The organism is Microbispora sp. NPDC088329 (genome assembly GCF_040685655.1).
Taxonomy (GTDB): domain Bacteria; phylum Actinomycetota; class Actinomycetes; order Streptosporangiales; family Streptosporangiaceae; genus Microbispora.
The window spans coordinates 12,557-37,327 of record NZ_JBFBIP010000005.1; the positions used below are offsets into that span (position 1 = coordinate 12,557).

Consider the following 24,771-nt stretch of genomic DNA (forward strand, 5'->3'; position numbering starts at 1 on the left):
CGATGGAAGCCAGGGCACAGGCGCGGTATGCGCGCCACACGCCCCGGAAGGCCCGCCGTGTGGTGGACCTCATTCGCGGGCTGCCCGCTTCGGAGGCGCAGGCCGTGCTGCAGTTCGCTCCCCAGGCGGCGAGCGAGACCGTTTACAAGGTGCTCTCGAGCGCGATCGCGAACGCTGAGCACAACTTCAAGCTCGACCGGGACACGCTCTTCGTGAGCCGGGCGTGGGTCGACGAGGGCCCGACGCTCAAGCGCTTCCGCCCGCGTGCCCAGGGTCGTGCCTATCGGATCAACAAGCGGACCAGTCACATCACTGTGATCGTGGAGTCCCGCGAGCCGAAGGGAAGGACCCGCTAGTGGGCCAGAAGGTTAACCCGCACGGGTTCCGCCTCGGCATCACGACCGAGCACAAGAGCCGGTGGTACGCCGACAAGCTGTACAAGTCGTACGTCGCCGAGGACGTGGCGATCCGTCGCATGCTGCAGAAGGGCATGGAGCGGGCCGGCATCTCCAAGGTCGAGATCGAGCGCACGACTGACCGCGTTCAGGTCGACATCCACACCGCCCGGCCGGGCATCGTCATCGGCCGCCGCGGCGCCGAGGCCGACCGCATCCGCGGCGACCTGGAGAAGCTGACCAAGAAGCAGGTCCAGCTGAACATCCTCGAGGTGAAGAACCCCGAGACCGACGCGCAGCTCGTCGCGCAGGGCGTGGCCGAGCAGCTGTCCAGCCGCGTCTCGTTCCGCCGGGCCATGCGCAAGGCCATGCAGTCCGCCATGAAGAGCGGGGCCAAGGGCATCCGTGTCCAGTGCTCCGGCCGTCTCGGCGGCGCCGAGATGTCGCGCTCGGAGTTCTACCGCGAGGGCCGCGTGCCCCTGCACACGCTCCGCGCGGACGTCGACTTCGGCTTCTACGAGGCCCGCACCACCTTCGGCCGCATTGGCGTGAAGGTGTGGATCTACAAGGGCGAGGCCCCGACCAGCCGCGCCGAGCGGGATGCGGCAGCGGCCGCGGCCCGTGCGGGGCAGCGTCGCGACGACCGTCGCGGTGGCGCGGGCGAGCGTCCGCGTCGTGGCGGCGGCGACCGTCCCCGTCGTGGCGGTGCGGGTCGTTCCGACCGTGCACCCAGGACTGAGGCGGCCGCGCAGGCCGCCCCCGAGACCGGCCCGGCGGAGCAGCCGGGTGCTGAAGGGAGCTGACCATGCTGATCCCGCGCAGGGTCAAGCACCGCAAGCAGCACCGGCCCGACCGCAGCGGCGCCGCCAAGGGCGGCACCCGGGTCGTCTTCGGCGAGTTCGGCATCCAGGCGCTTGAGCACTCCTACGTGACCAACCGCCAGATCGAGGCCGCGCGTATCGCCATGACCCGGCACATCCGCCGTGGCGGCAAGGTGTGGATCAACATCTTCCCGGACCGCCCCCTGACGAAGAAGCCGGCCGAGACCCGCATGGGTTCCGGTAAGGGCTCTCCGGAGTGGTGGATCGCCAATGTCAAGCCCGGCCGTGTCATGTTCGAGCTGTCCGGTGTCGCCGAGCCCGTGGCCCGCGAGGCCATGCGGCGTGCGATGCACAAGCTCCCCATGAAGTGCCGTTTCGTCAAGCGTGAAGTGGGTGAGGCGTGATGGCTAAGGGTCTGACCGCCGCGGAGCTGCGTGTCGAGGACCAGGAGGTCTTGGTCCAGAAGCTGAAGGAAGCCAAGGAGGAGCTGTTCAACCTCCGCTTCCAGTCGGCGACGGGTCAGCTGGAGAGCCACGGGCGGCTGCGTGCCGTCCGCCGCGAGATCGCCCGCATCTACACCGTGATGCGCGAGCGCGAGCTCGGGATCGTCACGGTCGAGAAGGAGCCGAGCGATGTCTGAAGCAACCGAGACCCCGACCACTGAGACGCAGCGGAACTACCGCAAGACCCGCGAGGGCCTGGTCGTCAGCGACAAGATGGACAAGACCGTCGTCGTCGCCGTCGAGGACCGCGTCAAGCACCCGCTGTACGGCAAGGTCATTCGCCGTACGACGAAGTACAAGGCCCACGACGAGCAGAACGCCTGCGGCGTCGGCGACCGCGTCCTCCTGATGGAGACCCGGCCGCTGTCGGCCACCAAGCGGTGGCGGGTCGTCGAGATCCTCGAGAAGGCCAAGTAACCTCACAAAGACGCGCCTCGTGGGGGGTGGGAAACCACCCCCCATGACGGTGTCCAAGGGGCGGGGCCGGCCGTCGGTCCCGTCCGCCAGCGGTGGCGGTCGTACGACTGTCGCCGAGGGAAAAAGACCACATCGGGTTCGGCCAGGCTCACCGAGAGGTGAGAACCGGCACGACACACAGGAGTAGACGTGATCCAGCAGGAGTCGCGGCTCAAGGTCGCCGACAACACGGGTGCCAAGGAGATTCTTTGCATCCGCGTGCTCGGCGGCTCGGGTCGGCGCTACGCGGGAATCGGCGACATCATCGTGGGCACGGTGAAGGACGCCATTCCCGGCGGAGGCGTTAAGAAAGGCGACGTTGTCAAGGCTGTCGTGGTGCGCACCGTGAAGGAGCGCCGCCGCCCCGACGGCTCCTACATCCGCTTCGACGAGAACGCCGCGGTCATCATCAAGGACAGCGGCGACCCGCGGGGCACCCGCATCTTCGGCCCGGTGGGCCGTGAACTGCGCGACAAGAAGTTCATGCGCATCATCTCGCTCGCGCCGGAGGTGCTGTGATGCCGAAGCTGCACGTGAAGAAGGGCGATCTCGTCCAGGTCATCGCCGGCAAGGACAAGGGCGCCAAGGGCCGGATCATCGCCGCGTACCCCGACAGGGAGCGCGTGGTGGTCGAGGGCGTCAACATGATCAAGAAGCACTCCAAGGTCACCAACCAGGGCCCGCGCGGCGCCCAGGAAGGCGGCGTGCAGACCATGGAGGCTCCCATCCACGTGAGCAACGTCAAGAAGCTCAAGGATGACGAGAAGAAGCCCGAGAAGAAGGCCGCCGCCAAGGGCGACGCCGCGGCGACGGGTGAGGACAGCTGATGACCGCCACGACTGAAGAGCGAGTTGTTCCGCGCCTCAAGCAGCGCTACCGCGAGGAGATCATCGCGAAGCTGCGCGAGGAGTTCGGCATCGAGAACATCATGCAGGTGCCCACGATCACCAAGATCAAGGTGAACATGGGTGTCGGCGAGGCCGCCCGCGACTCGAAGCTCATCGAGGGCGCCGTGCGCGACCTGACCGCCATCACCGGCCAGAAGCCGGCCGTCGCCCGCGCCCGCAAGTCCATCGCGCAGTTCAAGCTGCGTGAGGGCATGCCGATCGGCGCGCATGTGACGCTGCGCGGCGACCGCATGTGGGAGTTCCTCGACCGGCTGCTGGCTCTGGCGCTGCCGCGTATCCGTGACTTCCGCGGCCTGTCGCCGAAGCAGTTCGACGGCAACGGCAACTACACCTTCGGCCTCACGGAGCAGGTCATGTTCCACGAGGTCGACCAGGACAGGGTGGACCGGCAGCGGGGCATGGACATCACGGTCGTGACCACCGCGAAGAACGACGAGCAGGGCCGGGCGCTGCTGAAGCTCCTCGGATTCCCCTTCAAGGAGGCCTGATCATGGCGAAGACGTCGCTGAAGGTCAAGGCAGCGCGCAAGCAGAAGTTCGAGGTCCGGGCGTACACTCGGTGCTCGCGCTGCGGCCGTCCCCGCGCTGTCTACCGCAAGTTCGGGCTGTGCCGCGTGTGCTTCCGCGAGATGGCGCACCGGGGCGAGCTGCCCGGCATCACCAAGTCGAGCTGGTAAGCCCTCGCGGGCCAGCCGTACAGAAGTCATATCAACCGGGCGCTGAACGCAGCGCCCACGACCACACCGAAGGTCCCATCGGGAAACCGCGGTGAGGAAGGCCACCGGCCATGACGATGACCGACCCGATCGCAGACATGCTGACGCGTCTGCGTAACGCGAACTCGGCCTATCACGACACCGTGAGCATGCCTTACTCCAAGATCAAGGCACACATCGCGGAGATCCTCCAGCAGGAGGGCTACATCCAGGGCTGGAGCGTCGAGGACGCGAAGGTTGGCAAGAACCTCGTGATGGAGCTGAAGTTCGGCCCCAGCCGCGAGCGCGCCATCGCGGGCCTGCGCCGGGTGTCGAAGCCCGGTCTGCGGGTCTATGCAAAGAAGGACAACCTGCCCCGCGTGCTGGGCGGTCTGGGCGTCGCGATCATCTCGACGTCCGGCGGCCTGATGACGGACCGGCAGGCGACGAAGCGTGGAGTGGGCGGGGAAGTCCTCGCCTACGTCTGGTAACGAGGGGAGGCACTCAGCATGTCGCGAATCGGACGGCTGCCCATCCCCGTACCGGCGGGTGTCGACATCACGATCGACGGCCGGGAAGTCCAGGTCAAGGGGCCCAAGGGCACGCTCACTCACACGGTCGCCGAGCCCATCGAGGTCTCGCGCGGCGAGGACGGCACCGTAGCCGTCACCCGCCCGAACGACGAGAACAAGGTGCGTGCTCTGCACGGCCTGTCCCGCACGCTCATCGCCAACATGGTGGCGGGCGTCACGCAGGGCTACACGAAGACGCTCGAGATCGTCGGCGTTGGTTACCGCGTCGCGGCCAAGGGCCCGACGCAGCTGGAGTTCTCGCTGGGCTTCAGCCACCCGGTGATCGTCGACGCGCCCGACGGTGTCAGCTTCCGCGTCGAGAAGCCGACCCTGTTCCACGTGGACGGCATCGACAAGCAGAAGGTCGGCGAGGTCGCCGCCAACATCAGGAAGCTGCGCAAGCCGGACCCGTACAAGGGCAAGGGCGTGCGCTACCAGGGCGAGGTTGTCCGCCGCAAGGTCGGAAAGGCTGGTAAGTAGGCATGGCTGGAAAGACTGCGTTCGGCAAGCACACGGCCGCCCGCACGGTCTCCCGGGCCCGCCGGCACCACCGTGTCCGCAAGAACGTCTTCGGTACGTCCGAGCGTCCGCGTCTGGTCGTCAACCGGTCCACGCGTCACCTGTTCGTGCAGATCGTCGACGACACCCAGGGGCACACGCTGGTGAGCGCGTCCACCATGGACGCCTCGCTGCGCGGCGCCGAGGGTGACAAGACCGAGAAGGCGAAGAAGGTCGGCGAGCTTCTCGCTCAGCGGGCCAAGAGTGCCGGGATCACCGCTGTCGTGTTCGACCGCGGTGGCAACCGCTACGCGGGGCGCATCGCCGCTCTCGCTGACAGCGCCCGTGAAGGCGGGCTGGAGTTCTGATGGCTCCGGCCCGGGGGTCGCGACTGACGGCCCGTCCCAAGAGCAACGAGAAGAGGAACCACTGATGGCTGCAGCTCCGCGTCGCGGTGCCGGCGGCGGTGGCGAGCGGCGTGACCGTCGTGATGACCGCCGCGGTGGCGCCGCAGACAAGGGCGTCTCGTACATCGAGCGCGTTGTAAAGATCAACCGAGTGGCGAAGGTCGTCCAGGGCGGCCGGCGCTTCAGCTTCACCGCGCTGGTCATCGTCGGCGACGGCAACGGCCTCGTCGGGGTCGGCTACGGCAAGGCCAAGGAGGTGCCCGCGGCGATCGCCAAGGGCGTCGAGGAGGCCAAGAAGCACTTCTTCAAGGTTCCGCGCATCCAGGGCACGATCCCGCACCCGGTGCAGGGTGAGGACGCCGCCGGCGTCGTCCTCCTGCGTCCGGCCTCGCCCGGTACGGGCGTCATCGCGGGTGGCCCGGTCCGCGCGGTCCTGGAGTGCGCCGGGATCCACGACGTGCTGTCCAAGTCGCTCGGCTCGGACAACCCGATCAACATCGTGCACGCCACCGTGGCGGCTCTGAAGGGCCTCAGCAGGCCCGAGGAGATCGCCGCCCGCCGTGGCCTGCCGATCGAGGACGTCGCTCCCAAGGCGATGCTGAAGGCTCGCGCCGAGGGCCTGGCCGAGGCGGCCGCGGCCGCGAAGGCGGTGAGCTAGCGATGGCTCGTCTGAAGATCACCCAGACCCGGTCCAAGATCGGTGGTCAGCAGAACCAGCGTGACTCGCTGCGCTCGCTGGGTCTGAAGCGAATCGGCGACGTGGTCGTCAAGGAGGACCGCCCGGAGATCCGGGGCATGGTCGCCAAGGTGTCGCACCTCGTCGAAGTTGAGGAGGTCGACTAGTCATGACCGAGAACGCTCCGCTCAAGATTCACGACCTCCGTCCGGCCCCCGGCGCCAACAAGGCCAAGACCCGCAAGGGCCGCGGTGAGGGCTCCAAGGGCAAGACGGCCGGCCGTGGCACCAAGGGCACCAGGGCCCGTACGTCCGTGATGCCGGGCTTCGAGGGTGGCCAGGTTCCGCTCCAGCGGCGGCTGCCGAAGCTGAAGGGCTTCTCCAACGCCCTGTTCAAGACGACCTACCAGGTCGTCAACCTGGACAGGCTTGGGGAGCTGTTCCCCCAGGGCGGCGACGTCACCCTCGACGACCTGGTCGCCAAGGGTGCGGTTCGCAAGAACCAGCCCGTGAAGGTGCTCGGCACCGGCGAGATCTCCGTGGCGGTGAACGTGCAGGCGCACGCCTTCTCCGCCAGCGCGAAGGAGAAGATCGCCGCGGCCGGTGGCTCGGTTTCCGAGCTGTAGGCATGACGCTGCACGAGGCGCGGAGGTTCGTTATGAGCCTCCGCGCCCGTAGTGCGTTAGAGTTCGCCTGGCACGGGGCTCCACCCGTGCCAGACCAAGCACTCTGGCAGAAAGACATGTCGATGGACGCCTTGGGGGCCATCGCCGACCGTTACCGCGTCACTGACGCGCAGGAGGGACCGTGCTGACCGCGATTACCCGGGCGTTCCGTACGCCGGACCTGCGCAAGAAGCTGCTCTTCACACTGGGCATCATCGTGCTGTTCCGGCTCGGCTCGGTGCTTCCCACTCCGGGCGTCAACGCCCAGAACGTGGCCCTGTGTCTTGAGGAGGCCCAGGCGGGAGACGCTGCAAACATCTACGGGATGGTGCAGCTCTTCAGCGGCGGCGCCCTGTTGAAACTTTCAGTGTTCGCGCTCGGCATCATGCCGTACATCACCGCGAGCATCATCCTGCAGCTGCTGACGGTGGTGATCCCCCGGCTGGAGGCCCTCAAGAAGGAGGGCCAGGCGGGCACGGCGAAGATCACACAATACACCCGTTATCTGACCATCGGCCTCGCGGTGCTGCAGTCGACCGCGTTCGTCGCGCTGGCCCGTAGTGGGCAGCTCTTCCAGAACTGCAACAAGGAAATCCTGCTGAGCCAGGACGTCTTCCCGCTGATCACCATGGTCGTCACGATGACCGCTGGAACCGCCGTGATCATGTGGCTGGGCGAGCTGGTGACCGACCGCGGCGTCGGCAACGGCATGTCGATCCTGATCTTCACGCAGGTCATCGCGGTGTTCCCGTCCGAGCTCGTGAACATCTTCCGCCAGAGCCCGTTCAAGTTCGTGGTCGTGATGATCGTCGGCATCGTGATGATCGGTGTCGTCGTGTTCATCGAGCAGGCGCAGCGTCGCATCCCGGTGCAGTACGCCAAGCGGATGGTCGGCCGCCGGATGTACGGCGGCACCTCGACCTACATCCCGCTCAAGGTGAACCAGGCCGGCATCATCCCGGTCATCTTCGCCTCGTCGCTGCTGTACCTGCCGCAGCTGCTGGTCACGCTGTTCGGCAACAGCCAGAACCCCAACGCGGTGGTCGAGTGGCTGGCGCAGAACATGATCAGGGGCGACCACCCCATCTACATGGCCACGTTCTTCCTGCTGATCGTCTTCTTCACGTACTTCTACGTGTCCATCACTTTCAACCCCCCTGAAGTGGCTGACAACATGAAGAAGTACGGTGGGTTCATTCCGGGCATCCGCCCGGGCCGGCCGACCGCTGAGTACCTGAGCTACGTGCTCAACAGGCTCACGGCCGCGGGCGCTCCGTATCTGGGTGTCATCTCGCTGATCCCGATCATCGCGCTGGCGGTGGCCGGAGCGAGCCAGAACTTCCCGTTCGGAGGGACCAGCATTCTGATCATGGTTGGTGTTGGTCTGGACACGGTCAAGCAGATCGAGAGCCAGCTTCAGCAGCGCAACTACGAGGGCTTCCTGAGATAGTGCGCGTCGTCCTGGTAGGGCCCCCCGGAGCGGGTAAGGGGACGCAGGCCCAGTTCATCGCTTCGCACCTGTCGATCCCGAAAATCTCGACAGGCGACATCTTCCGTGCCAACGTCTCCGGCGGCACGGAGCTCGGCAAGCTCGCCAAGGAGTACATGGACCGCGGCGACCTCGTCCCCGACGAGGTGACCGTGGCCATGGTCCGCGACCGGCTGTCGGAGGACGACGCGCAGGAGGGCTTCCTCCTGGACGGCTTCCCCCGCAACGTGCCGCAGGCCGAGGTCCTGAAGAAGATGCTGGCCGAGTTCGGCACAGCGCTCGACGTGGTCCTCAACCTGGTCGTCGAGGACGACGAGGTCGTACGCCGCCTGGCGGGCCGCCGTACCTGCCGCTCCTGCGGCAAGGTGTGGCACGTCGTGTTCGACCCGCCCGCCGTGGAGGGCGTCTGCGACGCCTGCGGCGGGGAGCTCTTCCAGCGGGACGACGACCGTGAGGAGACCATCAGGCGCCGCCTGGAGGTCTACCAGGAGCAGACGGCGCCGTTGATCTCGTTCTACGCCGACGAGGGCATCCTGCAGGGGGTCGACGCGACCGGTCCGGTCGAGGAGATCACCCAGCGGGCGATGTCGGCACTGCGGCGGTTCGCTGACTGAATCATTACCGCAGCCCGGAACGCCACTCCACTCCATGGGGTGGCGTTCAGGCTTATATGGGACAATTCGAGAGGGGGTGCGTTACGTGTTCAAGAAAAACCGGCACGGAATTCAGATCAAGAGCGCCGAGCAACTGGAGAAGATGCGCGCGGCCGGCCTCGTCGTGGGCAGGACGCTGGAACTGCTCCGGACCTCGGTCCGGCCCGGGATGACGCCGCTCGATCTCGACGCCATCGCCGAGGAGGCCATCCGGGGCGAGGGTGCGATTCCGTCGTTCAAGGGCTACCAGGGCTTCCCCGCCACGATCTGCGCCTCCGTGAACGACGAGGTCGTCCACGGGATCCCCAGCGACCGCCGGGAGCTCCGCGAGGGCGACATCATCTCGATCGACTGCGGCGCGATCCTCGACGGGTGGCACGGGGACTCGGCGATCACGGTGCCGATCGGCGAGGTCGACCCCGAACTGCTCGAGCTCATCCGGGTGACCGAGGAGGCCATGTGGCGGGGCATCGCGGCCCTGCGGGTCGGCGGGCACCTGTCAGACATCGGCTACCAGGTCGAGCAGTACGTGCGTTCCCAGGGCCGCTACGGCATCCCCCAGGAGTACGGTGGGCACGGCATCGGCACCGAGATGCACATGGACCCGTGGATCGCCAACCACGGCCGCCCGGGGCGGGGGCCCCGGTTCGAGGTGGGCATGTGCTTCGCGGTCGAGCCGATGGTGAACCTCGGCACCGACCGGACCAAGGTGCTGGCCGACGACTGGACGGTCGTCACGCTCGACGGCCGGGCCTCGGCGCACTTCGAGCACAGCGTGGCGGTCACCGAGAACGGCCCGCTGGTGCTGACGGCGTTGGACGGCGGCGCCTCCCGGTTCCCGGACGTGACGGCTCAGGCGGGGGAGACCGCCTTCTGATCGGAAACGCCCGCTCAGGCGGCGTCTGAACAATAATGGTCCTATCGCTCGAATGACCGGGAGATGGTGATGGCTGCAGCGCCGGAGATGCGGGCCTCCGACGGCGACCGGGACCGGGTCGCGGCGGCACTGCGCGAGCACGTGGCCGAGGGCAGGCTCACCATCGACGAGTTCAACGAGCGGCTGGAGCGGGTCTACCAGAGCCGTACGTACGGGGAGCTCGCGACGCTCACCTCGGATCTGCCCGAGATCGACCTGCACCGGCTGCCCGCCGCCACCGCGCCCGCACAGGGGGCTCATCCGGCCCTGCCGGGCGACAAGGCACGGAGCCTGAAGGGCGCATGGGCCGCCTGGGCGGGGGTCAGCGCCATCAGCTGGCTCTTCTGGCTCCTCGCCTTCGTCGCCTCGGGCCACTTCGTTCCTCCGTGGCCGCTGTGGGTCATGGGCCCCTGGGGGATCATCCTCCTCGTCAACACGATCAGCGGACAGTCCCGGCGCGACTCCTGACGCCCACGCCGTCCGGACCCCTCTGACGCCGGTCGCTCTCCTCGCCGTACGCGTCGGCCGGGCGGGGCGCCCGCGCCCTTCCGCGTGTGCGGCCCCTTCTTTACCGGAGCGCCGATGTCGTGTGAGCCGGCGGCGGGTAGATGTCCGATGTCGCGACGTACGGTCCCGCTCGGGCCGTGCGCCCGCGGTGATCGGGCCGCACCCACCCGTCCCGGCATTTCGGCGGTGCCGGGCGGGCGGGTGCGGCGGCTTCCCCTGTGAAGGCCCGATCGGCCCCGGACACGGGACCGGGCGGCCGTGAGATCGGGCGGACGTGGACCTGGGCGACGTGAACGGCCCGATGAGGACATCGGCGCGGCGCGGATCCTGCCGACTCGGCCGGACGTGGCCGGGTGCGGAATTGGCCGGAGGCACCCGCCGGGGGTACGCTGTGATCTGGTTGTGTAGGGACCCCTGCCGTCGTTTCGCAATTCGGCCCGGGTTGTCGTACACTCCTTTGTCGGTTCACTATGACCTTTGCGCCTAGGCGGCCTTGCTGGTCGCCGCTCTCTGGAAGCGCCACGAAGGTCGCGGCTGCTTAGTGTTCCGAAGCCTCAGACGATCCGATCAGTGAAACGCGAGGGCCATGGCCAAGAAAGACGGCGCCATCGAGATTGAGGGCACTGTTATTGAGTCGCTCCCGAATGCCATGTTCAGGGTGCAGCTCGACAACGGTCACAAGGTCCTGGCCCATATCAGTGGGCGGATGCGGATGCACTACATCAGGATCCTGCCCGACGACCGGGTAGTCGTGGAGCTGAGCCCCTACGACCTGAGTCGTGGGCGGATCGTCTACCGGTACAAGTAGGCCCCCCGCCAGCGGGACGGGCCGTATGCGGAACGAATAAGGACTATGAAGGTCAAGCCGAGCGTCAAGAAGATCTGCGACAAGTGCAAGGTGATTCGCCGGCACGGTCGCGTCATGGTGATCTGCGACAACCTGCGCCACAAGCAGCGCCAGGGCTGAGCGGACGGAGGCTGCGCCGGGCCGTGTGCCGGGCGAGGCCGACCTTCCTCTCCAGTACGTCGCCACCAGGCCCCTGCTGAGTCCGTCCGCGTGGCGGACTCGACCCGCGTGAGGGCCGGGACAACGAAGACGCGTCACACACCCGCGCAGGCGGCGAGAGCCGTACCACGTGGGAGACCCCCGGTCGGAGGCCGGGGCCCTCGCCCGGGCATGGGAGGGGAAGTGTGGCGCAAGACCTCCGCCACACTGAAGGAGAATGCCCGACCATGGCCCGCCTGGTTGGCGTCGACCTCCCCCGCGACAAGCGGCTGGAGATCGCTCTCACCTATGTTTTCGGAATCGGCCGCACCCGCGCCAAGGAGATCCTTGACGCGACCGGCATCAGCCCCGACCTGCGCGTCCACCAGCTCACGGACGCCGAGCTCGTCCCGATGCGTGACTTCATCGAGGCGAACTACAAGATCGAGGGCGACCTTCGCCGCGAGATTCAGGCCGACATCCGACGCAAGATCGAAATCGGCTGCTACCAGGGCATCCGGCACCGCAAGGGGCTGCCTGTCCACGGTCAGCGGACGCAGACGAACGCGCGCACCCGCAAGGGCAAGAAGAAGACCGTTGCCGGCAAGAAGAAGCCCGGCAAGAAGTAGTCCTTAGCAGCCACATTTCCAGGAGTTAGCGCTTCAATGCCGCCGAAGAGCCGCCAGGGCGCACCGAAGAAGGTGCGCCGCAAGGAAAAGAAGAACGTCGCTCACGGGCACGCCCACATCAAGAGCACGTTCAACAACACGATCGTTTCGATCACCGACCCGAACGGGAACGTGATCTCCTGGGCCAGCGCCGGCCACGTCGGGTTCAAGGGCTCCCGTAAGTCCACCCCGTTCGCCGCCCAGATGGCTGCCGAGAACGCCGCCCGCCGCGCCATGGAGCACGGCATGCGCAAGGTCGACGTCTTCGTCAAGGGCCCCGGCTCCGGCCGTGAGACCGCGATCCGTTCGCTGCAGGCGACCGGCCTCGAGGTCGGGTCCATCCAGGACGTGACCCCGGTCCCGCACAACGGCTGCCGTCCGCCCAAGCGCCGTCGCGTCTGAGCTCAGGAGAGTAGAAAGAAATGGCTCGTTACACGGGTCCGGACTGCAAGCTCTGCCGTCGAGAGAAGACCAAGCTCTTCCTCAAGGGCAAGAAGTGCGAGTCCGCCAAGTGCCCCATCGAGATCCGCCCGTACCCGCCCGGTGAGCACGGCCGCGGCCGTCCGAAGGAGTCGGAGTACCAGCTTCAGCTTCGTGAGAAGCAGAAGACCCGCCGCATCTACGGCGTCCTCGAGAAGCAGTTCCACAACTACTACGAGGAAGCCAACCGCAAGGGCGGCAAGACCGGTGAGAACCTGCTCCAGATCCTGGAGAGCCGTCTCGACAACGTGGTCTACCGCGCCGGCTTCGCCGAGTCGCGGGACGCGGCCCGCCAGCAGGTGCGCCACGGCCACTTCCTCGTGAACGGCAGGAAGGTCGACATCCCGTCGTACCGCGTGCGCGAGCACGACATCATCGAGGTCCGCGAGAAGTCGCGCAACCTGCTCCCGTACGAGGTGGCCCGCGCGACCGCCGGCGACAAGACCGTCCCGGCGTGGCTGGGTGTCTCCGCCGAGAGCATGCGCATCCTCGTGCACCAGCTCCCGGTCCGCCAGCAGATCGACACGCTGGTTCAGGAGCAGCTGATCGTCGAGCTCTACTCCAAGTAGTAGGGCCCCGGCAGTTCATGGCGCCGTACGGCTGGTACATTCCCGGCCGTACGGCATCATGGTTGTAGGCGAGCGGCGTCAAATAGCGGGCGTCGCCGTAACCCAGGGACCCCTCGTCGGTCGCGACGGGGCAGTCCCGGATCCAGGAGATCCTGATGCTCATCGCACAGCGCCCGAGCCTCCAGGAGGAGTCGCTCGAGGAGCACCGGTCCCGGTTCGTCATCGAGCCGCTCGAGCCGGGCTTCGGCTACACCATCGGCAACTCGCTGCGGCGCACGCTGCTGTCCTCCATCCCGGGGGCGGCGGTCACCAGCATCCGCATCGAGGGCGTGCTGCACGAGTTCTCGACCGTGCCCGGGGTCAAGGAAGACGTCACCGACATCATCCTGAACCTCAAGTCGCTGGTCGTTTCCTCCGAGCACGACGAGCCTGTGGTGATGTACCTGCGCAAGCAGGGCCCGGGTGAGGTCACCGCCGCCGACATCGCGCCTCCGGCCGGTGTCGAGGTGCACAACCCCGACCTGCACATCGCCACGCTGAACGGCAAGGCGAAGCTGGAGATGGAGCTGACCGTCGAGCGCGGTCGCGGCTACGTCTCCGCCGCCCAGAACAAGCAGCCGGGCCAGGAGATCGGCCGGATTCCGATCGACTCGATCTACTCCCCGGTTCTCAAGGTCACCTACAAGGTCGAGGCCACCCGTGTCGAGCAGCGCACGGACTTCGACCGGCTGATCCTCGACGTCGAGACCAAGCCGTCCATGAAGCCCCGCGACGCGGTGGCCTCGGCCGGCAAGACCCTGGTCGAGCTGTTCGGCCTGGCCCGCGAGCTCAACGTGGAGGCCGAGGGCATCGACATCGGCCCGTCGCCGACGGACGCGGCTCTCGCGGCCGACCTGGCGCTGCCGATCGAGGAGCTCAACCTCACCGTCCGTTCGTACAACTGCCTCAAGCGCGAGGGCATCCACACCGTGGGTGAGCTCGTCGCCCGCAGCGAGCAGGACCTGCTGGACATCCGCAACTTCGGCGCCAAGTCGATCGAAGAGGTCAAGCAGAAGCTCCACGAGATGGGTCTGGCTCTCAAGGACTCCCCGCCCGGATTCGACCCCTCCGCCGTCGCCGGCGGCGGGTACGACGACGAGGACGGCGGGTTCATCGAGACCGAGCAGTACTGATCTCGCGTCTTTCAGCAGCGGCACCACCGTCTCGTGCCGCCCGTCGAGGGCGGCACGAGACGGCGATGACAAGTCACGACCGGTACGCCGGTCGGCCCGACCTCGGTACCTGACACGGCCGGAGCGGGTTATCCCATGAGGAGCATGAAATGCCCAAGCCCACCAAGGGCGCCCGCCTCGGCGGCAGCCCCTCTCACGAGCGGCTGATCCTGGCGAACCTCGCCACCGCGCTGTTCCAGAACGGCCGGATCACCACCACCGAGGCCAAGGCCAGGCGTCTCCGCCCGCTCGCGGAGAAGCTGATCACCAAGGCGAAGAAGGGCGACATCCACAACCGTCGCCAGGTGCTGACGGTCGTCCGCGACAAGGGCGTCGTCCACCACCTCTTCACCGAGATCGCCCCGACGTACGCCGAGCGTCCCGGTGGTTACACCCGGATCACCAAGCTCGGCCCGCGTAAGGGCGACGCTGCCCCCATGGCGGTCATCGAGCTGGTGACCGAGCAGCTGAACCCGGTCCGGGTCTCCCGTACGGCTCCGGCCGCGCCCGCCGCCGAGGCCGCTCCGGCCGCTCCGGCGGAGGTCGAGGAGACGCCGGCGGCGCAGGACGAGGCCGCCGAGAGCGCCACCGCCGAGGCCTCCGAGGCCGCCCCGGCGGAGGGCGACAAGAAGGACGAGGCCTGATCCCAGGCTCTGTGAGCGGGCTCAGTTTCCCTTCGGGGAACGCTGGGCCCGCTTTTCGTTTGTGCACCGTACGAGCCACCGTACGAGGGATGTCGTGAGGCGAGAACTGCGGCTGAGGCTGGACCTGGGTTACGACGGAACGGACTTCTCGGGCTGGGCGCGACAGCCCGGACGGCGGACTGTGCAGGGGGAGATCGAGGACGCGCTCGGCCGGATCCTGCGCCTGGACGCCCCGCCGCCGCTCACGGTCGCCGGTCGCACGGACGCCGGTGTCCATGCTCGGGGGCAGGTGGCGCACGTCGACCTTCCGATCGCCGCGCTGGCCGCCGCCTCGTCGGGGCGCGCTCCCGTCTCCGCGGACCCGGAGGAGACGTGGAAGGAGCACGGCGCTGAACGGCTCGCCGCGCTGACGAGGCGGCTCGCCGGTGTGCTGCCCCTCGATGTGCGGATCCACGCCGTCAGCGTGGCGCCCGAGGGCTTCGACGCCCGGTTCTCCGCGCTGTCTCGCCGGTACGGCTACCGCGTCGGCGACGGCCCCGGCGGCGTGGATCCACTGCGGCGGCGCGAGGTGCTGTGGTACGCCCGGCCGTTGGACGTCGACCTGCTGAACGCCGCGGCCGCCCGCCTTCTGGGCGAGCACGACTTCGCCGCCTTCTGCCGCAGGCGCGAGGGCGCGACCACGATCCGTGAGCTGCAGCGGCTCGACTGGGTCAGGGGCGAGGACGGGATCCTCCTCGCGACCGTGGTCGCCGACGCTTTCTGCCACTCGATGGTCCGGGCGCTGGTCGGTGCGCTGCTGTCCGTGGGGGAGGGCAGGCGGCCCGCCGAGTGGCCCGCCGAGGTGCTGGCGAGAGCCGTACGGGACTCGGGTGTGCACGTCGCTCCGGCGCACGGGCTGACGCTGGAGGAGGTGCGCTACCCCGAGCCGGAGGAACTGGCGCGACGTGCCGCCGCCACCCGCCGGGTGCGCACACTGAGCTCCTGACGCCGCGAGGCTCCTGACGCCGTGAGTCACTTCCACGCCGTGCGGTGGGGCGGCGCGTGGTCTCCGCGCCGGGAGGCCACGCGCCGAAATCGTCAGCGTGTGGCGCGCTTTTCGATCACCTTCGCCATGTTGTCGCGGAAGGCGCCGCTGATCGGCCCGAGGGTGTTGTCGTTCGCGTCCGGGGTGTGCCCGTCCGCGTAGGTGGCGTAGCTGAACACGATGTAGCGTCCCCATACCATGCCGGCGGCGTAGCCACCGGAGATCGACACCTTGTCCGCTCCGCTCGCCTGGTTGCCGTCGAGGCCGCGGAACCAGACGTTCGTGCCGAGATTCTTGGCCTGGTCCACGGCGAGGGCCTCGGTCTTGCCGGGAAGCACGGCGATGCCGGTGGTCACCGCGTACTGGCGCTTGCCGTCCACATAGGTGGCCCTGAGCACCCTGCGGCACTGCTGGTCGGTGAGGGCCTGCGCGAACGCGCCCATCGCCGCCTTCTCACAGTCGTCGGTCGCGTCGACCTTGACCCGGCGGTACGTCCGCCCGGCCAGCGTGACCTTCTCGTCCGGGAACGCCTCTCCCGGCTTGAGGGTCTTGGGGTCGGTCTGCTCGGAGTCGAGGATGACGGAAGCGACCGTGGGACTCGGTCGTGGCGCGTCGGAGGGGGGCGCGGTGGTGGCCGCCCGCGTTGGGGCGGCGTGGCCGCCATCCGCTTCACCCGAGTACGCGAAGTAGGCCGCGGTGCCGATCGCCCCTACGACGACCACCGCTCCGGCGGCCATCAGGATCCGCTTGACCTTTCCTCCGGAGGGGGGAGGGCTGCCAGGGCCGAGCGTCGCCGGGAGGTTGCCCGCAGGAGAGGGGCCGCCGGCGGAGGGACCCGGCCCGAATCCGGGCGGAGGCGCCGGCTTGCCCGCCTTGGCCGGTGTCACCGGCGTGAACGCGAACGGAGTCTCACCGGTCGGCTGTGAGGGCGAACCGGTCGTGGAGGAGGTTGTCGCCATCTGTCCTGAACTGGGGTCGGGGGAGTCCGCCCCGGTGGCGCCGTCGCTCGCGGACGGGCCCGTGGGCGGCGTGTCGGAGGGCGCCGCGCCCGGGGGCACGGCGGCTGGAGGGACATTCGCGGGGAACGCCTCGGACGGTGACTGGGACGGCGGCCAGGCGGTCTCGGCCGGTGTCCCGTCCTGTGCCCCGTCTTGTGTCCCCAGCGGCGTCCCGGACGGTGCGCTGTCCTGTGCCTGGTTCGGCGCGTTCGATGTCTGAGTGGGCGCTTGTAACGGCTCCTCGGGCTGCGGCGGGACGAGCGGCTGTGTCGTCCTGTCGTAGCTTGCCCGCTGTTCGCCCTGCGCGGTGCTGTATTCGCGATTTGTGGCGGTCTGGCCGGGTTCGTGCCGTGTGTCGGGTTCGTGGACGCCCTCGCCCTGCTGGAACCCCTCGATGGGGAACCCCTCGATCGGGGTCACCGCGTGCGCGATCTCGGCCCCGAAGCCCTGGGGCGGCCCGGCGTGGCCCGGGGCGAAGGGATGCGACGCCTGGGCACCCTGCGGCGGGACGCTGTCCGCGACAGCGTCCCGCGCGGCACCGCCCGGAAGCGTCCGCTCGTCGGCGGGGGTGTCCGTCTGACCGGGGCCGTCGTCGGGAGCGCCGCCGGCGAATGAGCTCGCGCCGTCGGACGGCGGGCGCTCGTCGGCGGGCACACCCGATCGACGCGACGAGTCCGTGGGCGTGCCCGGGCCGGTCTGGTCATGCGCGCCGGGCTCGCCGGGGTGGCCGGACGTGCTGAGCCGGCCGGGCGCGCTCGTGTCCTCCGGCGTGTCGGTGGCAGCGAGCGTGTCGCCGGATGTGCCGCCCGGCTCGCTCGTTCCCGCCCGGTCGCCGGCCGGGGCCGTGGGCGCCTGCGTCGCGCCCGGCTCGCCCTGGTAGGCGTGCACCGGGGGCCAGGAGGTGCCGGCGGGCCTGTCTCCCTGCGGATACGGCTCGCCCGGCAGCCGTGGCGGCCAGACGGGCACGTCGCCGGGCTCCCCGGGGCGGATCGCCTCGGGGGACGCGGCTTCCTCCGCGTACGTCTCCGGCTGTGCGGCCGGGATCCCGGGATCGGGCTGCGGCGGCGCGGCATGCGGCGGTGCGGCATGCGTCGGTGCGGCATGGTGCGCGCCGGGCTCGGCGGCGCCGGAAGCGTGCCCCTGCCATCCCTCGTCCTGCTGCCCTGCGCCGTGCCGCCCGCCGCCGTGCCGCCCTTCGCCGTGAAGCGACGACGCGGGGGGCTCTGCCGGGGCGCCCGGGGGTGATCCGTACTGCTGCTGATGCTGCGGCTCATGCTGTGGCCCATGTTGGGGCACCTGCTGCTGCGGATCCGCCGGTGAATACCCCTGGGCGGGCGCCTGAGCCTGCGGCCACGTCTCGCCGCCGGAGGGCTGTCCCGCGGCGGAAGCGGGCCCCCATTCGGGGAACGACGGCACGCCGGGCGCGGCCTGCCCGGGCTGGACGGCCCATGGACCTCCGGTGTTCTGCTGACCCGGAGCGTACGAGTCCGGTGTGGCGGGGGCGCCTCCGGGCTGCGACAAGCCGACGGACCCGGCCTGGTCCTGCCACGACCGCCCCTGTGACCCGTCGTCGTACGGCTCCCGGGCTACGGGCTCCGCCTGCGGCCCTGTGTCGTACGGAGAGGGGGACGCGCCGAAGGCGCCGGGAGCGGTCGGTTCGGCGGCCGGAGGGGGCGACCACGGGGCGGGGCCGGTGTCAGCCGTCCCGGCCTGTCCGGGGCCTTGCGGCCACTGCGACTCGTCACCCGAGTAGGGCCAGGAGGTGACACCGCCGGGCTGGGGGCCGGGATCACCGACGGGAGCGGGCCACATGTGCGGAGCCCCGGCGCCCGGAGGCGGCGGCTCCTGCTGCCACGACGGCGGGGCCGCGTTCGGGGGCGGCGCCCAGGCCGGTGTCCCGGGCCCCTGTGGCTGAGACCCGTGCGGCTGCCATGTCTGCGCACCCGGGTCGGCCGGCGGCTGCCATGATCCAGGCGTTCCCTCCGCCGGCGGCTGCCAGGAGTGCGGCCCGGCGCCGTAGGGGGGCTGTTGGGGACCGGGGCCCGCGCCGGGCGCGCCGGGGCCGTACGCGGGCTGCTGCGGCCCCGGAGGCGGGGGAGCCTGCGGGTACGCGGGACCGCCTGCGGCCTGCGCGGGGCCCCAGGACGGCTGCGCGGGGTGCCAGGGCGGGCCGCCCGGGCCTGGAGCCTGCTCCCAGCCAGGGCCGTTGGGGCCCACCTGTGCACTGGGGTAGCCCTGTGTGTTCGGGTAGTTCTGTGCACCGGGGTGGCCCTGTGTGTTCGGGTAGTTCTGTGCGTCAGGGTAACCCTGTGTGTTCGAGTAACCCTGTGCGGTGGGGTCGGCCTGACCCCAGTGCGCGGTACCGGGGTCAGGCTGCGGCCGGTGTGGGGCGTTCGGGTCGGCGTGGGGTTGCCAGGCCGGTCCGCTCTGTGCCGGTCCGCTCTGTGCCGGTCCGCCTGGGCTCTGGGGTTGCCAGGAGGGAGTGCCCGGGCCGGGCACAGGAGGGTGAGAATCGGGGGCGTGACCCACGGGAGGCTGCCAGGGATGCGCGACGGGGGCCGGGGGCTGCCACGAGGGCGGGCCGTACCCGGGCTGCCGCTGGTCGCCGTGGGCCGCGGGCGGCTGCCACACGTGCACTCCCTGCCCTTCCGGCTGGTGCCAGGACGACGGATCTCCGCCGTACGCGGGCTGCTGCGGCACGGCTCCCTGGTCGGCGTTCGGGCCGGCTCCAGGTTCGACCCCGGGATACGGCTCGCCGGACGCCGGCCTGCCGGGGCCCTCGTCTACCGGGCGGCGCGGTGCGGGAAGGGACCTCGCGTCCTGCGCTCCGCCGGCGTTCCCCGGTGCATGGGGAGCGGCGGGCGGGGGGCCGTATGCCGGGACGGCCCTGAACCTGTTCGTGCTCTCCGGGTCGTCGTTGAGCGGATCCCCTGCCCTGAGACCGCCGGGTGGCCCATACCTGGTCGGGTAGTGCACCTCTGGAGGCGGGCCCGCCGAGGCGGCGGCGTCCGGAGCCCAGGCCGTGCCGCCGTCCGCCGGAGGCTGCCCGGATCCGGGCGGGACGGTCTGTCCGAAGCTCGGAGGTGGCGTCGGAGGTGTCGCCGAGCCCTCGGCGTCCGCCTCGGGGCGGGTCCACGCCGTTTCGTGTTCGTGCTCGGAACCGGAATCCTTGCCACGCATAGCCGGAAGCGTAACGGCGTAGACGCGTTGGGCGTGCCCCTCTGGGCGTTTCGGTCCGTGCCGCCCCGGGTCGCCCAGCGGCTCCCACCTCAGGGAACGCCTGGCCTCATCTGGGGCCACCGGTCAGCGAGCGGGTGTCCAGGGCAGGGAAAACAGTCGCGTCGGTGACGTCCACCGCGACCTGATAGAGCCGTTTCAGTTCATTCTTGGCTGGTTTACGGCCGTCCTTGAACTGGAACCACAGCAGCACCGCGTAGTGGCCGTGGGTCCAGCCGCCCGCGTAGGCCTCGCCGGTGCCAAGGTGTTTGGTGGCCTCGTCCTTGCCCGGCAGCGGCTTGAGGTAGTCCTTGCGCTCCCCGCCGCCTCCGGCGGAGGCGACCTTCTTCGCCGCGGCGGAGGTCCTGAGGTTGGCGACGCCCACGGTGCCGATGACCGTGCCCTTGGCGTCCGCGAAGCTCGCCCGCATGAGTTGCGTGCATCCGGCCGCCTTGAGTGCCTTCGTGATTTTGTCTCCCGTGACGCCGTCCGCGCACTTCTTCTCCTTGCGCGTCACCGTCCGGACGTACGACCGCTTGTTCTTGACGATTTTGCGTTTGGCGAACAGCTCCCCGAGTGACAGTGGCTTCTTGTCGGTCGTTCGCGAGGCCGTGTAGCCGTACTTCCCGAGAGGGGCCTGGGGGACGAGCGTCGGGGGCGGGGTGGTCTGCTTCGGTGCGGCCACGGGCGGTTTCTCGTTGCGTGCTGCGTACCAGACCCCGGTGAACAGCACCCCGATCAGGGCCAGCAGGGCGAGGCCGAGGACCCAGGGGCGGCGCCACAGCGGCCCCTTCGCGTCCGGATCCCACTCGGGCTCCGGCGGAGGAGGCACCCGCGGCGCCGCCGGCTGCCGCCTCGCGTCCCAGCCGCCGCCCGCCCGGTCGCCGCCCGCCTGACCGCCGCCCGGGAGCGCGTACGGGCCCGGACCCGAAGCGAGCTGCTCCGCCCGGTTCGGGGTCTGCTGCTCGTAGGGCCCGCGTCCGGCGTACGGCGGCTGCTCCGGCTGCTGCTGGTAGGGCTGATAGGGCGCCTGCTCGCGTGTGTATGGCGATTGCTCGCGGGCGTACGGGGACGGTTCACGCTGGTAGGGCGCCTGCTCGCGTTCATATGGCGATTGCTCGCGGGCGTACGGCGCCTGCTCGCGCTGGTAGGGCGGCTGGCCCCCGCCGTTGGGGGGCGCGTCGCGACGGCCGGCGAGGGGCGAGTCGTCCCCGCCGGCGTACGGCGGCAGGTCCCGCCTGCGGGGATCGGCGGGATGGTTCGGCGGAGGTGGTTGCTGGTCGCCGGGATAACCCATGGCGCTGAGATTAGTCGGCTAAATGGACAGATGAGGAAGCGTCAGGAATACCCGAAGTCCTCGGTCCACCACGGGCCGCCTCCGCCCGTGCTCACGCCGACCCCGGTCGCGACCAGGCGGCAGTTGAGCAGCGTGGCGCGGTCGCTCCGCCCGGCCATCCAGCCGCGTACGACCTCCTCGGGGGTCTGGTAGCCCTTGGCGATCGTCTCGGCCCCGCCGTCGGGATAGCCCGCCGCGCCCATGCGGTCCCAGGGGGAGGCTCCCCCGGGCGAGCTGTGCCGGAACAGCGTGCTCGACGCCATCTCGTCCGAGTGCGCGCGGGCGGACTCGACCAGGCGGCGGTCCACCCGCAGAGGCCGGCAGCCGTGCCTGCGGCGCTCGGCGTTGACCAGGCGGACGACCTCGGCCTCCATCGAGGCGGACCGCATCGTGTCGGCGTCGTAGGAGTCCTCACCCCCGTCCGTTCCCGGGGTGATCACGGTGTACGACGAACCGCCGCCGGAGCCGCCGATCACGTTCGAGGGCGGCCGTTCCCTGCGGGGCCTGCGCTGAGGCACCTGCCGGGGGACGACCGGTGCCACGGTGCGCAGCACGTGGTCGAGGGTGGGCCGGTCGCGCGGCGCCGCGTCCGGCGCCTTCCTGCTTGCCGACGGGGTGGACTCCACCTGACGCAGATAGACGTCGCCGCCCTCGTCCGACCTCGCGCTCATGCGGCCGATCACGACGCCGGTGAGCAGGATGGCCGCGGCGCACGCCAGCAGACCCATCTGAGTCCCCCGTAAGGGGGCCCGGAAGGTGTGTTTTTTGTGAGGGGTCTGCCACATACCGCAGTCAAATATAGAGATCCGCGTCATGGGGAAGAAGGGGCGATTGGGTATGGATTTGATGAACGTTCAAATGCGTCGTTCCAATGGCGCGGCTCTCTCGCCGTTTTGACCAGGTGGCAGGGGGCCGGTAGTCTGCTAGTTCGTTGTGTGTGGATCGGTCTGCTCGTAGACCGGTGCACGGCGCGTCCGGCGTCTTCTCCCGTACATGTGGAGACGGAGGTTGTCGCCGTGCCTGCGCAACCTACCGAGAGTTCACATTCCGACAGAAGGCACTGCCGTGCGCACGTTCTCACCGAAGCCCAACGACGTCGAACGTCAGTGGTACGTCATCGACGCGACCGACGTCGTGCTCGGCCGGCTGGCCAGTCATGTGGCGACCCTGCTTCGCGGGAAGCACAAGCCGATCTTCGCTCCGCATGTCGACACGGGTGACTTCGTCATCGTCATCAACGCCGACAAGATCGCCTTGACCGGCAACAAGCTCGAGCAGAAGAAGGCGTACCGCCACTCGGGATACCCCGGCGGTCTTCGCTCCGTCAGCTACGGCGAGCTCATGGAGAAGCGTCCGGACCGGGCGGTGGAGAAGGCCGTCCGCGGCATGCTTCCCAAGAACGCCCTGGGCCGGAAGATGGCCAAGAAGCTCAAGGTCTACGCCGGCGCCGAGCACCCGCACCAGGCCCAGCAGCCGGTGCCCTTCCAGATCACCCAGATCGCCCAGTAATCGCGAGCCAGGAAAGTTAAGAGGAGAACCGTGGCCGAGCCCACCGGTATCGAAACGCTCGTCGAGGGCGAGCCGGAAGACTACACCGCGGAGGAGTTCCCCTCCGAGTACACCACCGAGTCGGCCCCCGCCGGCGAGGGCGTCGTGCGTAAGCCCATCACCACGGGCAACTCGTACGGCACCGGCCGCCGCAAGGAGGCCATCGCCCGTGTCCGCATCGTGCCGGGCACCGGCAAGTGGACGATCAACGGCCGCTCGCTGGACAGCTACTTCCCGAACAAGGTCCACCAGCAGCTGATCAACGAGCCGTTCGTCGTGCTCGGGGCCGAGGACGCGTTCGACGTCATCGCCCGCATCGACGGCGGCGGCGTGACCGGCCAGGCCGGCGCGCTGCGCATGGGCCTGTCCCGCGCGCTCGCCGCTCTGGACGCCGAGGTCAACCGTCCGCCGCTGAAGAAGGCCGGCTTCCTCACCCGTGACGCCCGCGCCACGGAGCGGAAGAAGTACGGCCTCAAGAAGGCCCGCAAGGCTCCGCAGTACAGCAAGCGTTAATGTCGCAGGAGCCCGTAGGCGCCTCCTCCGGGAGGCGCCTCTTCGGCACAGACGGGGTACGTGGGGTCGCCGGACGCGACCTCACCGCGGAGCTGGCCATGGACCTGTCCGTGGCGGCCGCGCACGTGCTCGGCGATGCCGGGGCGTTCCACGCCAGTGTCGGGCGGCGCGGCCGCCCGATCGCCGTCGTAGGCCGGGACCCGCGGGCTTCAGGAGAATTCCTGGAGGCCGCCGTGGTCGCCGGCCTCGCGTCGTCGGGCGTGGACGTCCTGCGGCTCGGCGTGCTGCCCACCCCCGCGGTCGCGTACCTGACCAGCGCGCTGGGCGCCGACCTCGGCGTCATGCTCTCCGCGTCGCACAACCCCGCGCCGGACAACGGCATCAAGTTCTTCACCCGCGGCGGCTACAAGCTGCCCGACGCGGTGGAGAACGAGATCGAGCAGCGGCTCGGGGAGAAGTGGGACCGCCCGGTCGGCGCGTCCGTGGGCCGCGTCCGCGAGGCGTACGGCGAGGCCGACCGGTACGTCTCGCACCTGCTGACCACCCTGCCCCACCGTCTCGACGGGCTGCGGGTCGTCGTCGACTGCGCGCACGGCGCGGCGCACATGGTCGCCCCGGAGGCGCTGCTGCGCGCCGGCGCGGCCGTGGAGACCATCGGCGCGGCTCCGGACGGGTTGAACATCAACGACGGTGTGGGCTCGACCCACCTGGCCGCCCTGCGTAAGGCCGTCGTCGAAGGCGGCGCCGACCTGGGCATCGCCTACGACGGCGACGCCGACCGCTGCCTCGCCGTCACCGGCGAGGGTGAGGAGATCGACGGCGACCAGATCATGGCGATCCTGGCCCTGGCGATGCACGCCGACGGCCGCCTCGTCAAGGACACGGTCGTCGCGACGGTCATGTCCAACCTGGGGTTCAAGATCGCGCTGCGTGAGGCCGGCCTGTCCGTGGTGGAGACCGCGGTCGGCGACCGGTACGTCCTGGAGGCGATGCAGGACGGCGGCTACACCCTCGGCGGTGAGCAGTCCGGTCATGTGATCATGCTGGATCACGCCACGACCGGGGACGGCCTGCTCACCTCGCTCCATCTCATGGCCGAGGTGGTCCGGCAGGGCCGCTCGCTCGCCGAGCTCGCGTCCGTGATGACGAAGCTGCCGCAGGTGCTCGTCAACGTGCGGGACGTGGCGAAGTCGAAGGCGTCCGCGCCCGAACTGCGGGCGGCGGTGGCCGAGGCGGAGGCCGAGCTCGGGGAGACCGGGCGCGTGCTGCTCCGGCCGAGCGGCACCGAGCCCATGATCCGGGTCATGGTCGAGGCCGAGTCGCACGACCAGGCCAAGGCCGTGGCGGACCGCCTGGCGGAGGTCGTCCGCATGGTCTGCGTCTGAGGCCGCAGGCGTCACCACTCCTGAGAACCCCGCTG

The 24,771-nt window shown here is 69.6% G+C and carries 33 protein-coding genes; 30 read left to right on the plus strand and 3 right to left on the minus strand.

Features of this window, described 5'->3' with window-relative positions; all coding sequences use genetic code 11:
* The first annotated feature begins 2 nt into the window (after positions 1-2).
* The 27 genes from rplV (at position 3) to truA (ending at position 15,701) form a co-directional block, all read left to right on the plus strand.
* Positions 3-356, plus strand: coding sequence for a 50S ribosomal protein L22 (gene rplV / locus AB0O28_RS12165; protein WP_079319864.1), 354 nt, complete (start codon positions 3-5; stop codon positions 354-356).
* Positions 356-1,198 carry a 30S ribosomal protein S3 gene (rpsC, locus tag AB0O28_RS12170; protein ID WP_363639194.1) on the plus strand — a complete coding sequence of 281 codons (843 nt, stop codon included), beginning with the start codon at positions 356-358 and terminating at the stop codon, positions 1,196-1,198. Before rplV ends, rpsC begins: the two co-directional genes overlap by 1 nt.
* A gap of 2 nt (positions 1,199-1,200) precedes the next feature.
* A complete protein-coding gene (gene rplP / locus AB0O28_RS12175; RefSeq protein WP_030508327.1) occupies positions 1,201-1,620 on the plus strand; it encodes a 50S ribosomal protein L16 in 420 nt (139 codons plus the stop codon).
* Entirely contained in the window at positions 1,620-1,856 is a 237-nt protein-coding gene (gene rpmC / locus AB0O28_RS12180) for a 50S ribosomal protein L29 (protein WP_030508328.1), read from the plus strand. The genes rplP and rpmC overlap by 1 nt, the downstream gene beginning before the upstream one ends.
* Positions 1,849-2,136: a 30S ribosomal protein S17 gene (gene rpsQ / locus AB0O28_RS12185; RefSeq protein ID WP_079319862.1), complete on the plus strand. Its 288-nt coding sequence runs from the start codon at positions 1,849-1,851 to the stop codon at positions 2,134-2,136. Before rpmC ends, rpsQ begins: the two co-directional genes overlap by 8 nt.
* 189 nt (positions 2,137-2,325) lie before the next feature.
* On the plus strand, positions 2,326-2,694 hold the full coding sequence (gene rplN / locus AB0O28_RS12190) for a 50S ribosomal protein L14 (RefSeq protein WP_030508330.1): 369 nt from the start codon (positions 2,326-2,328) through the stop codon (positions 2,692-2,694).
* Between the two features lie 8 nt (positions 2,695-2,702).
* Complete coding sequence (rplX, locus tag AB0O28_RS12195) at positions 2,703-3,002, plus strand: 50S ribosomal protein L24 (protein ID WP_363639824.1); 300 nt, start codon at positions 2,703-2,705, stop codon at positions 3,000-3,002.
* Entirely contained in the window at positions 3,002-3,571 is a 570-nt protein-coding gene (gene rplE / locus AB0O28_RS12200; protein WP_363639197.1) for a 50S ribosomal protein L5, read from the plus strand. Before rplX ends, rplE begins: the two co-directional genes overlap by 1 nt.
* A 2-nt stretch (positions 3,572-3,573) precedes the next feature.
* A complete protein-coding gene (locus tag AB0O28_RS12205; protein WP_030451489.1) occupies positions 3,574-3,759 on the plus strand; it encodes a type Z 30S ribosomal protein S14 in 186 nt (61 codons plus the stop codon).
* A 110-nt stretch (positions 3,760-3,869) separates the two neighbouring features.
* Positions 3,870-4,268 carry a 30S ribosomal protein S8 gene (gene rpsH / locus AB0O28_RS12210; RefSeq protein ID WP_357044533.1) on the plus strand — a complete coding sequence of 133 codons (399 nt, stop codon included), beginning with the start codon at positions 3,870-3,872 and terminating at the stop codon, positions 4,266-4,268.
* A gap of 18 nt (positions 4,269-4,286) precedes the next feature.
* Entirely contained in the window at positions 4,287-4,829 is a 543-nt protein-coding gene (gene rplF, locus AB0O28_RS12215; protein WP_363639200.1) for a 50S ribosomal protein L6, read from the plus strand.
* A 2-nt stretch (positions 4,830-4,831) separates the two neighbouring features.
* Positions 4,832-5,215, plus strand: coding sequence for a 50S ribosomal protein L18 (gene rplR, locus AB0O28_RS12220; protein WP_363639202.1), 384 nt, complete (start codon positions 4,832-4,834; stop codon positions 5,213-5,215).
* A 64-nt stretch (positions 5,216-5,279) separates the two neighbouring features.
* Entirely contained in the window at positions 5,280-5,912 is a 633-nt protein-coding gene (gene rpsE, locus AB0O28_RS12225; RefSeq protein WP_030508336.1) for a 30S ribosomal protein S5, read from the plus strand.
* A gap of 2 nt (positions 5,913-5,914) precedes the next feature.
* Positions 5,915-6,097 (plus strand): 50S ribosomal protein L30, encoded by a 183-nt coding sequence (gene rpmD / locus AB0O28_RS12230; protein WP_079319858.1) that lies wholly within the window; start codon positions 5,915-5,917, stop codon positions 6,095-6,097.
* 2 nt (positions 6,098-6,099) lie between these two features.
* Complete coding sequence (gene rplO, locus AB0O28_RS12235) at positions 6,100-6,555, plus strand: 50S ribosomal protein L15 (protein WP_142616393.1); 456 nt, start codon at positions 6,100-6,102, stop codon at positions 6,553-6,555.
* 181 nt (positions 6,556-6,736) lie between these two features.
* Complete coding sequence (gene secY, locus AB0O28_RS12240; protein WP_363639205.1) at positions 6,737-8,044, plus strand: preprotein translocase subunit SecY; 1,308 nt, start codon at positions 6,737-6,739, stop codon at positions 8,042-8,044.
* A complete protein-coding gene (locus AB0O28_RS12245) occupies positions 8,044-8,697 on the plus strand; it encodes an adenylate kinase (protein WP_079319854.1) in 654 nt (217 codons plus the stop codon). The genes secY and AB0O28_RS12245 overlap by 1 nt, the downstream gene beginning before the upstream one ends.
* An 85-nt stretch (positions 8,698-8,782) precedes the next feature.
* Positions 8,783-9,613, plus strand: coding sequence for a type I methionyl aminopeptidase (map, locus tag AB0O28_RS12250; RefSeq protein ID WP_363639207.1), 831 nt, complete (start codon positions 8,783-8,785; stop codon positions 9,611-9,613).
* A 69-nt stretch (positions 9,614-9,682) separates the two neighbouring features.
* Positions 9,683-10,120: a DUF1707 domain-containing protein gene (locus AB0O28_RS12255; RefSeq protein WP_363639209.1), complete on the plus strand. Its 438-nt coding sequence runs from the start codon at positions 9,683-9,685 to the stop codon at positions 10,118-10,120.
* 625 nt (positions 10,121-10,745) lie between these two features.
* Positions 10,746-10,967 (plus strand): translation initiation factor IF-1, encoded by a 222-nt coding sequence (infA, locus tag AB0O28_RS12260; protein WP_030508344.1) that lies wholly within the window; start codon positions 10,746-10,748, stop codon positions 10,965-10,967.
* Positions 10,968-11,012: 45 nt separating this feature from the next.
* Positions 11,013-11,126: a 50S ribosomal protein L36 gene (rpmJ, locus tag AB0O28_RS12265; protein ID WP_003956441.1), complete on the plus strand. Its 114-nt coding sequence runs from the start codon at positions 11,013-11,015 to the stop codon at positions 11,124-11,126.
* Positions 11,127-11,392: 266 nt separating this feature from the next.
* Positions 11,393-11,773 (plus strand): 30S ribosomal protein S13, encoded by a 381-nt coding sequence (gene rpsM, locus AB0O28_RS12270; RefSeq protein ID WP_169951815.1) that lies wholly within the window; start codon positions 11,393-11,395, stop codon positions 11,771-11,773.
* 36 nt (positions 11,774-11,809) lie between these two features.
* Positions 11,810-12,214 carry a 30S ribosomal protein S11 gene (rpsK, locus tag AB0O28_RS12275; protein ID WP_020542285.1) on the plus strand — a complete coding sequence of 135 codons (405 nt, stop codon included), beginning with the start codon at positions 11,810-11,812 and terminating at the stop codon, positions 12,212-12,214.
* 20 nt (positions 12,215-12,234) lie between these two features.
* A complete protein-coding gene (rpsD, locus tag AB0O28_RS12280; protein ID WP_363639213.1) occupies positions 12,235-12,861 on the plus strand; it encodes a 30S ribosomal protein S4 in 627 nt (208 codons plus the stop codon).
* A 155-nt stretch (positions 12,862-13,016) separates the two neighbouring features.
* Positions 13,017-14,033, plus strand: a complete 1,017-nt coding sequence (locus AB0O28_RS12285) for a DNA-directed RNA polymerase subunit alpha (RefSeq protein ID WP_363639215.1) — start codon at positions 13,017-13,019, stop codon at positions 14,031-14,033.
* 149 nt (positions 14,034-14,182) lie between these two features.
* Complete coding sequence (gene rplQ / locus AB0O28_RS12290; RefSeq protein ID WP_363639217.1) at positions 14,183-14,716, plus strand: 50S ribosomal protein L17; 534 nt, start codon at positions 14,183-14,185, stop codon at positions 14,714-14,716.
* A 94-nt stretch (positions 14,717-14,810) separates the two neighbouring features.
* Positions 14,811-15,701: a tRNA pseudouridine(38-40) synthase TruA gene (gene truA, locus AB0O28_RS12295; protein WP_363639219.1), complete on the plus strand. Its 891-nt coding sequence runs from the start codon at positions 14,811-14,813 to the stop codon at positions 15,699-15,701.
* 92 nt (positions 15,702-15,793) lie between these two features.
* Here truA and AB0O28_RS12300 read toward each other — a convergent pair whose 3' ends face one another.
* From AB0O28_RS12300 to AB0O28_RS12310, 3 genes are all read right to left on the minus strand, one after another.
* Complete coding sequence (locus AB0O28_RS12300) at positions 15,794-18,550, minus strand: hypothetical protein (protein WP_363639221.1); 2,757 nt, start codon at positions 18,548-18,550, stop codon at positions 15,794-15,796.
* A gap of 1,474 nt (positions 18,551-20,024) precedes the next feature.
* Positions 20,025-21,251, minus strand: a complete 1,227-nt coding sequence (locus AB0O28_RS12305; protein ID WP_363639223.1) for a hypothetical protein — start codon at positions 21,249-21,251, stop codon at positions 20,025-20,027.
* 41 nt (positions 21,252-21,292) lie between these two features.
* Positions 21,293-22,018: a CAP domain-containing protein gene (locus AB0O28_RS12310; RefSeq protein ID WP_363639225.1), complete on the minus strand. Its 726-nt coding sequence runs from the start codon at positions 22,016-22,018 to the stop codon at positions 21,293-21,295.
* Between the two features lie 337 nt (positions 22,019-22,355).
* On the opposite strand from AB0O28_RS12310, the gene rplM reads away from it, so the two are divergent.
* From rplM to glmM, 3 genes are read left to right on the plus strand one after another with little or no spacing between them, the layout of a single operon-like run.
* Entirely contained in the window at positions 22,356-22,799 is a 444-nt protein-coding gene (gene rplM, locus AB0O28_RS12315) for a 50S ribosomal protein L13 (RefSeq protein ID WP_363639227.1), read from the plus strand.
* 30 nt (positions 22,800-22,829) lie between these two features.
* The gene (gene rpsI / locus AB0O28_RS12320) at positions 22,830-23,351 is read left to right on the plus strand and encodes a 30S ribosomal protein S9 (protein ID WP_363639229.1); all 522 of its coding nucleotides are present in this window, start codon (positions 22,830-22,832) and stop codon (positions 23,349-23,351) included.
* Positions 23,351-24,736 (plus strand): phosphoglucosamine mutase, encoded by a 1,386-nt coding sequence (gene glmM / locus AB0O28_RS12325; protein WP_363639231.1) that lies wholly within the window; start codon positions 23,351-23,353, stop codon positions 24,734-24,736. Before rpsI ends, glmM begins: the two co-directional genes overlap by 1 nt.
* Positions 24,737-24,771 lie beyond the last annotated feature (35 nt).

Coding starts and splice junctions, on each gene's coding strand:
- rpsE (WP_030508336.1), top strand. CDS start 5,280: ATGGCTGCAGCTCCGCGTCGCGGTGCCGGCGGCGGTGGCGAGCGGCGT.
- rplF (WP_363639200.1), top strand. CDS start 4,287: ATGTCGCGAATCGGACGGCTGCCCATCCCCGTACCGGCGGGTGTCGAC.
- rplO (WP_142616393.1), top strand. CDS start 6,100: ATGACCGAGAACGCTCCGCTCAAGATTCACGACCTCCGTCCGGCCCCC.
- AB0O28_RS12285 (WP_363639215.1), top strand. CDS start 13,017: ATGCTCATCGCACAGCGCCCGAGCCTCCAGGAGGAGTCGCTCGAGGAG.
- rpmD (WP_079319858.1), top strand. CDS start 5,915: ATGGCTCGTCTGAAGATCACCCAGACCCGGTCCAAGATCGGTGGTCAG.
- rpsK (WP_020542285.1), top strand. CDS start 11,810: ATGCCGCCGAAGAGCCGCCAGGGCGCACCGAAGAAGGTGCGCCGCAAG.
- rpsH (WP_357044533.1), top strand. CDS start 3,870: ATGACGATGACCGACCCGATCGCAGACATGCTGACGCGTCTGCGTAAC.
- rpsM (WP_169951815.1), top strand. CDS start 11,393: ATGGCCCGCCTGGTTGGCGTCGACCTCCCCCGCGACAAGCGGCTGGAG.
- rplV (WP_079319864.1), top strand. CDS start 3: ATGGAAGCCAGGGCACAGGCGCGGTATGCGCGCCACACGCCCCGGAAG.
- AB0O28_RS12255 (WP_363639209.1), top strand. CDS start 9,683: ATGGCTGCAGCGCCGGAGATGCGGGCCTCCGACGGCGACCGGGACCGG.
- AB0O28_RS12205 (WP_030451489.1), top strand. CDS start 3,574: ATGGCGAAGACGTCGCTGAAGGTCAAGGCAGCGCGCAAGCAGAAGTTC.
- rplQ (WP_363639217.1), top strand. CDS start 14,183: ATGCCCAAGCCCACCAAGGGCGCCCGCCTCGGCGGCAGCCCCTCTCAC.
- glmM (WP_363639231.1), top strand. CDS start 23,351: ATGTCGCAGGAGCCCGTAGGCGCCTCCTCCGGGAGGCGCCTCTTCGGC.
- AB0O28_RS12305 (WP_363639223.1), bottom strand. CDS start 21,251: ATGGGTTATCCCGGCGACCAGCAACCACCTCCGCCGAACCATCCCGCC.
- AB0O28_RS12300 (WP_363639221.1), bottom strand. CDS start 18,550: ATGTGGCCCGCTCCCGTCGGTGATCCCGGCCCCCAGCCCGGCGGTGTC.
- rplE (WP_363639197.1), top strand. CDS start 3,002: ATGACCGCCACGACTGAAGAGCGAGTTGTTCCGCGCCTCAAGCAGCGC.
- AB0O28_RS12310 (WP_363639225.1), bottom strand. CDS start 22,018: ATGGGTCTGCTGGCGTGCGCCGCGGCCATCCTGCTCACCGGCGTCGTG.
- rpsQ (WP_079319862.1), top strand. CDS start 1,849: ATGTCTGAAGCAACCGAGACCCCGACCACTGAGACGCAGCGGAACTAC.
- rplR (WP_363639202.1), top strand. CDS start 4,832: ATGGCTGGAAAGACTGCGTTCGGCAAGCACACGGCCGCCCGCACGGTC.
- rpmJ (WP_003956441.1), top strand. CDS start 11,013: ATGAAGGTCAAGCCGAGCGTCAAGAAGATCTGCGACAAGTGCAAGGTG.
- rpsD (WP_363639213.1), top strand. CDS start 12,235: ATGGCTCGTTACACGGGTCCGGACTGCAAGCTCTGCCGTCGAGAGAAG.
- rpmC (WP_030508328.1), top strand. CDS start 1,620: ATGGCTAAGGGTCTGACCGCCGCGGAGCTGCGTGTCGAGGACCAGGAG.
- rplP (WP_030508327.1), top strand. CDS start 1,201: ATGCTGATCCCGCGCAGGGTCAAGCACCGCAAGCAGCACCGGCCCGAC.
- infA (WP_030508344.1), top strand. CDS start 10,746: ATGGCCAAGAAAGACGGCGCCATCGAGATTGAGGGCACTGTTATTGAG.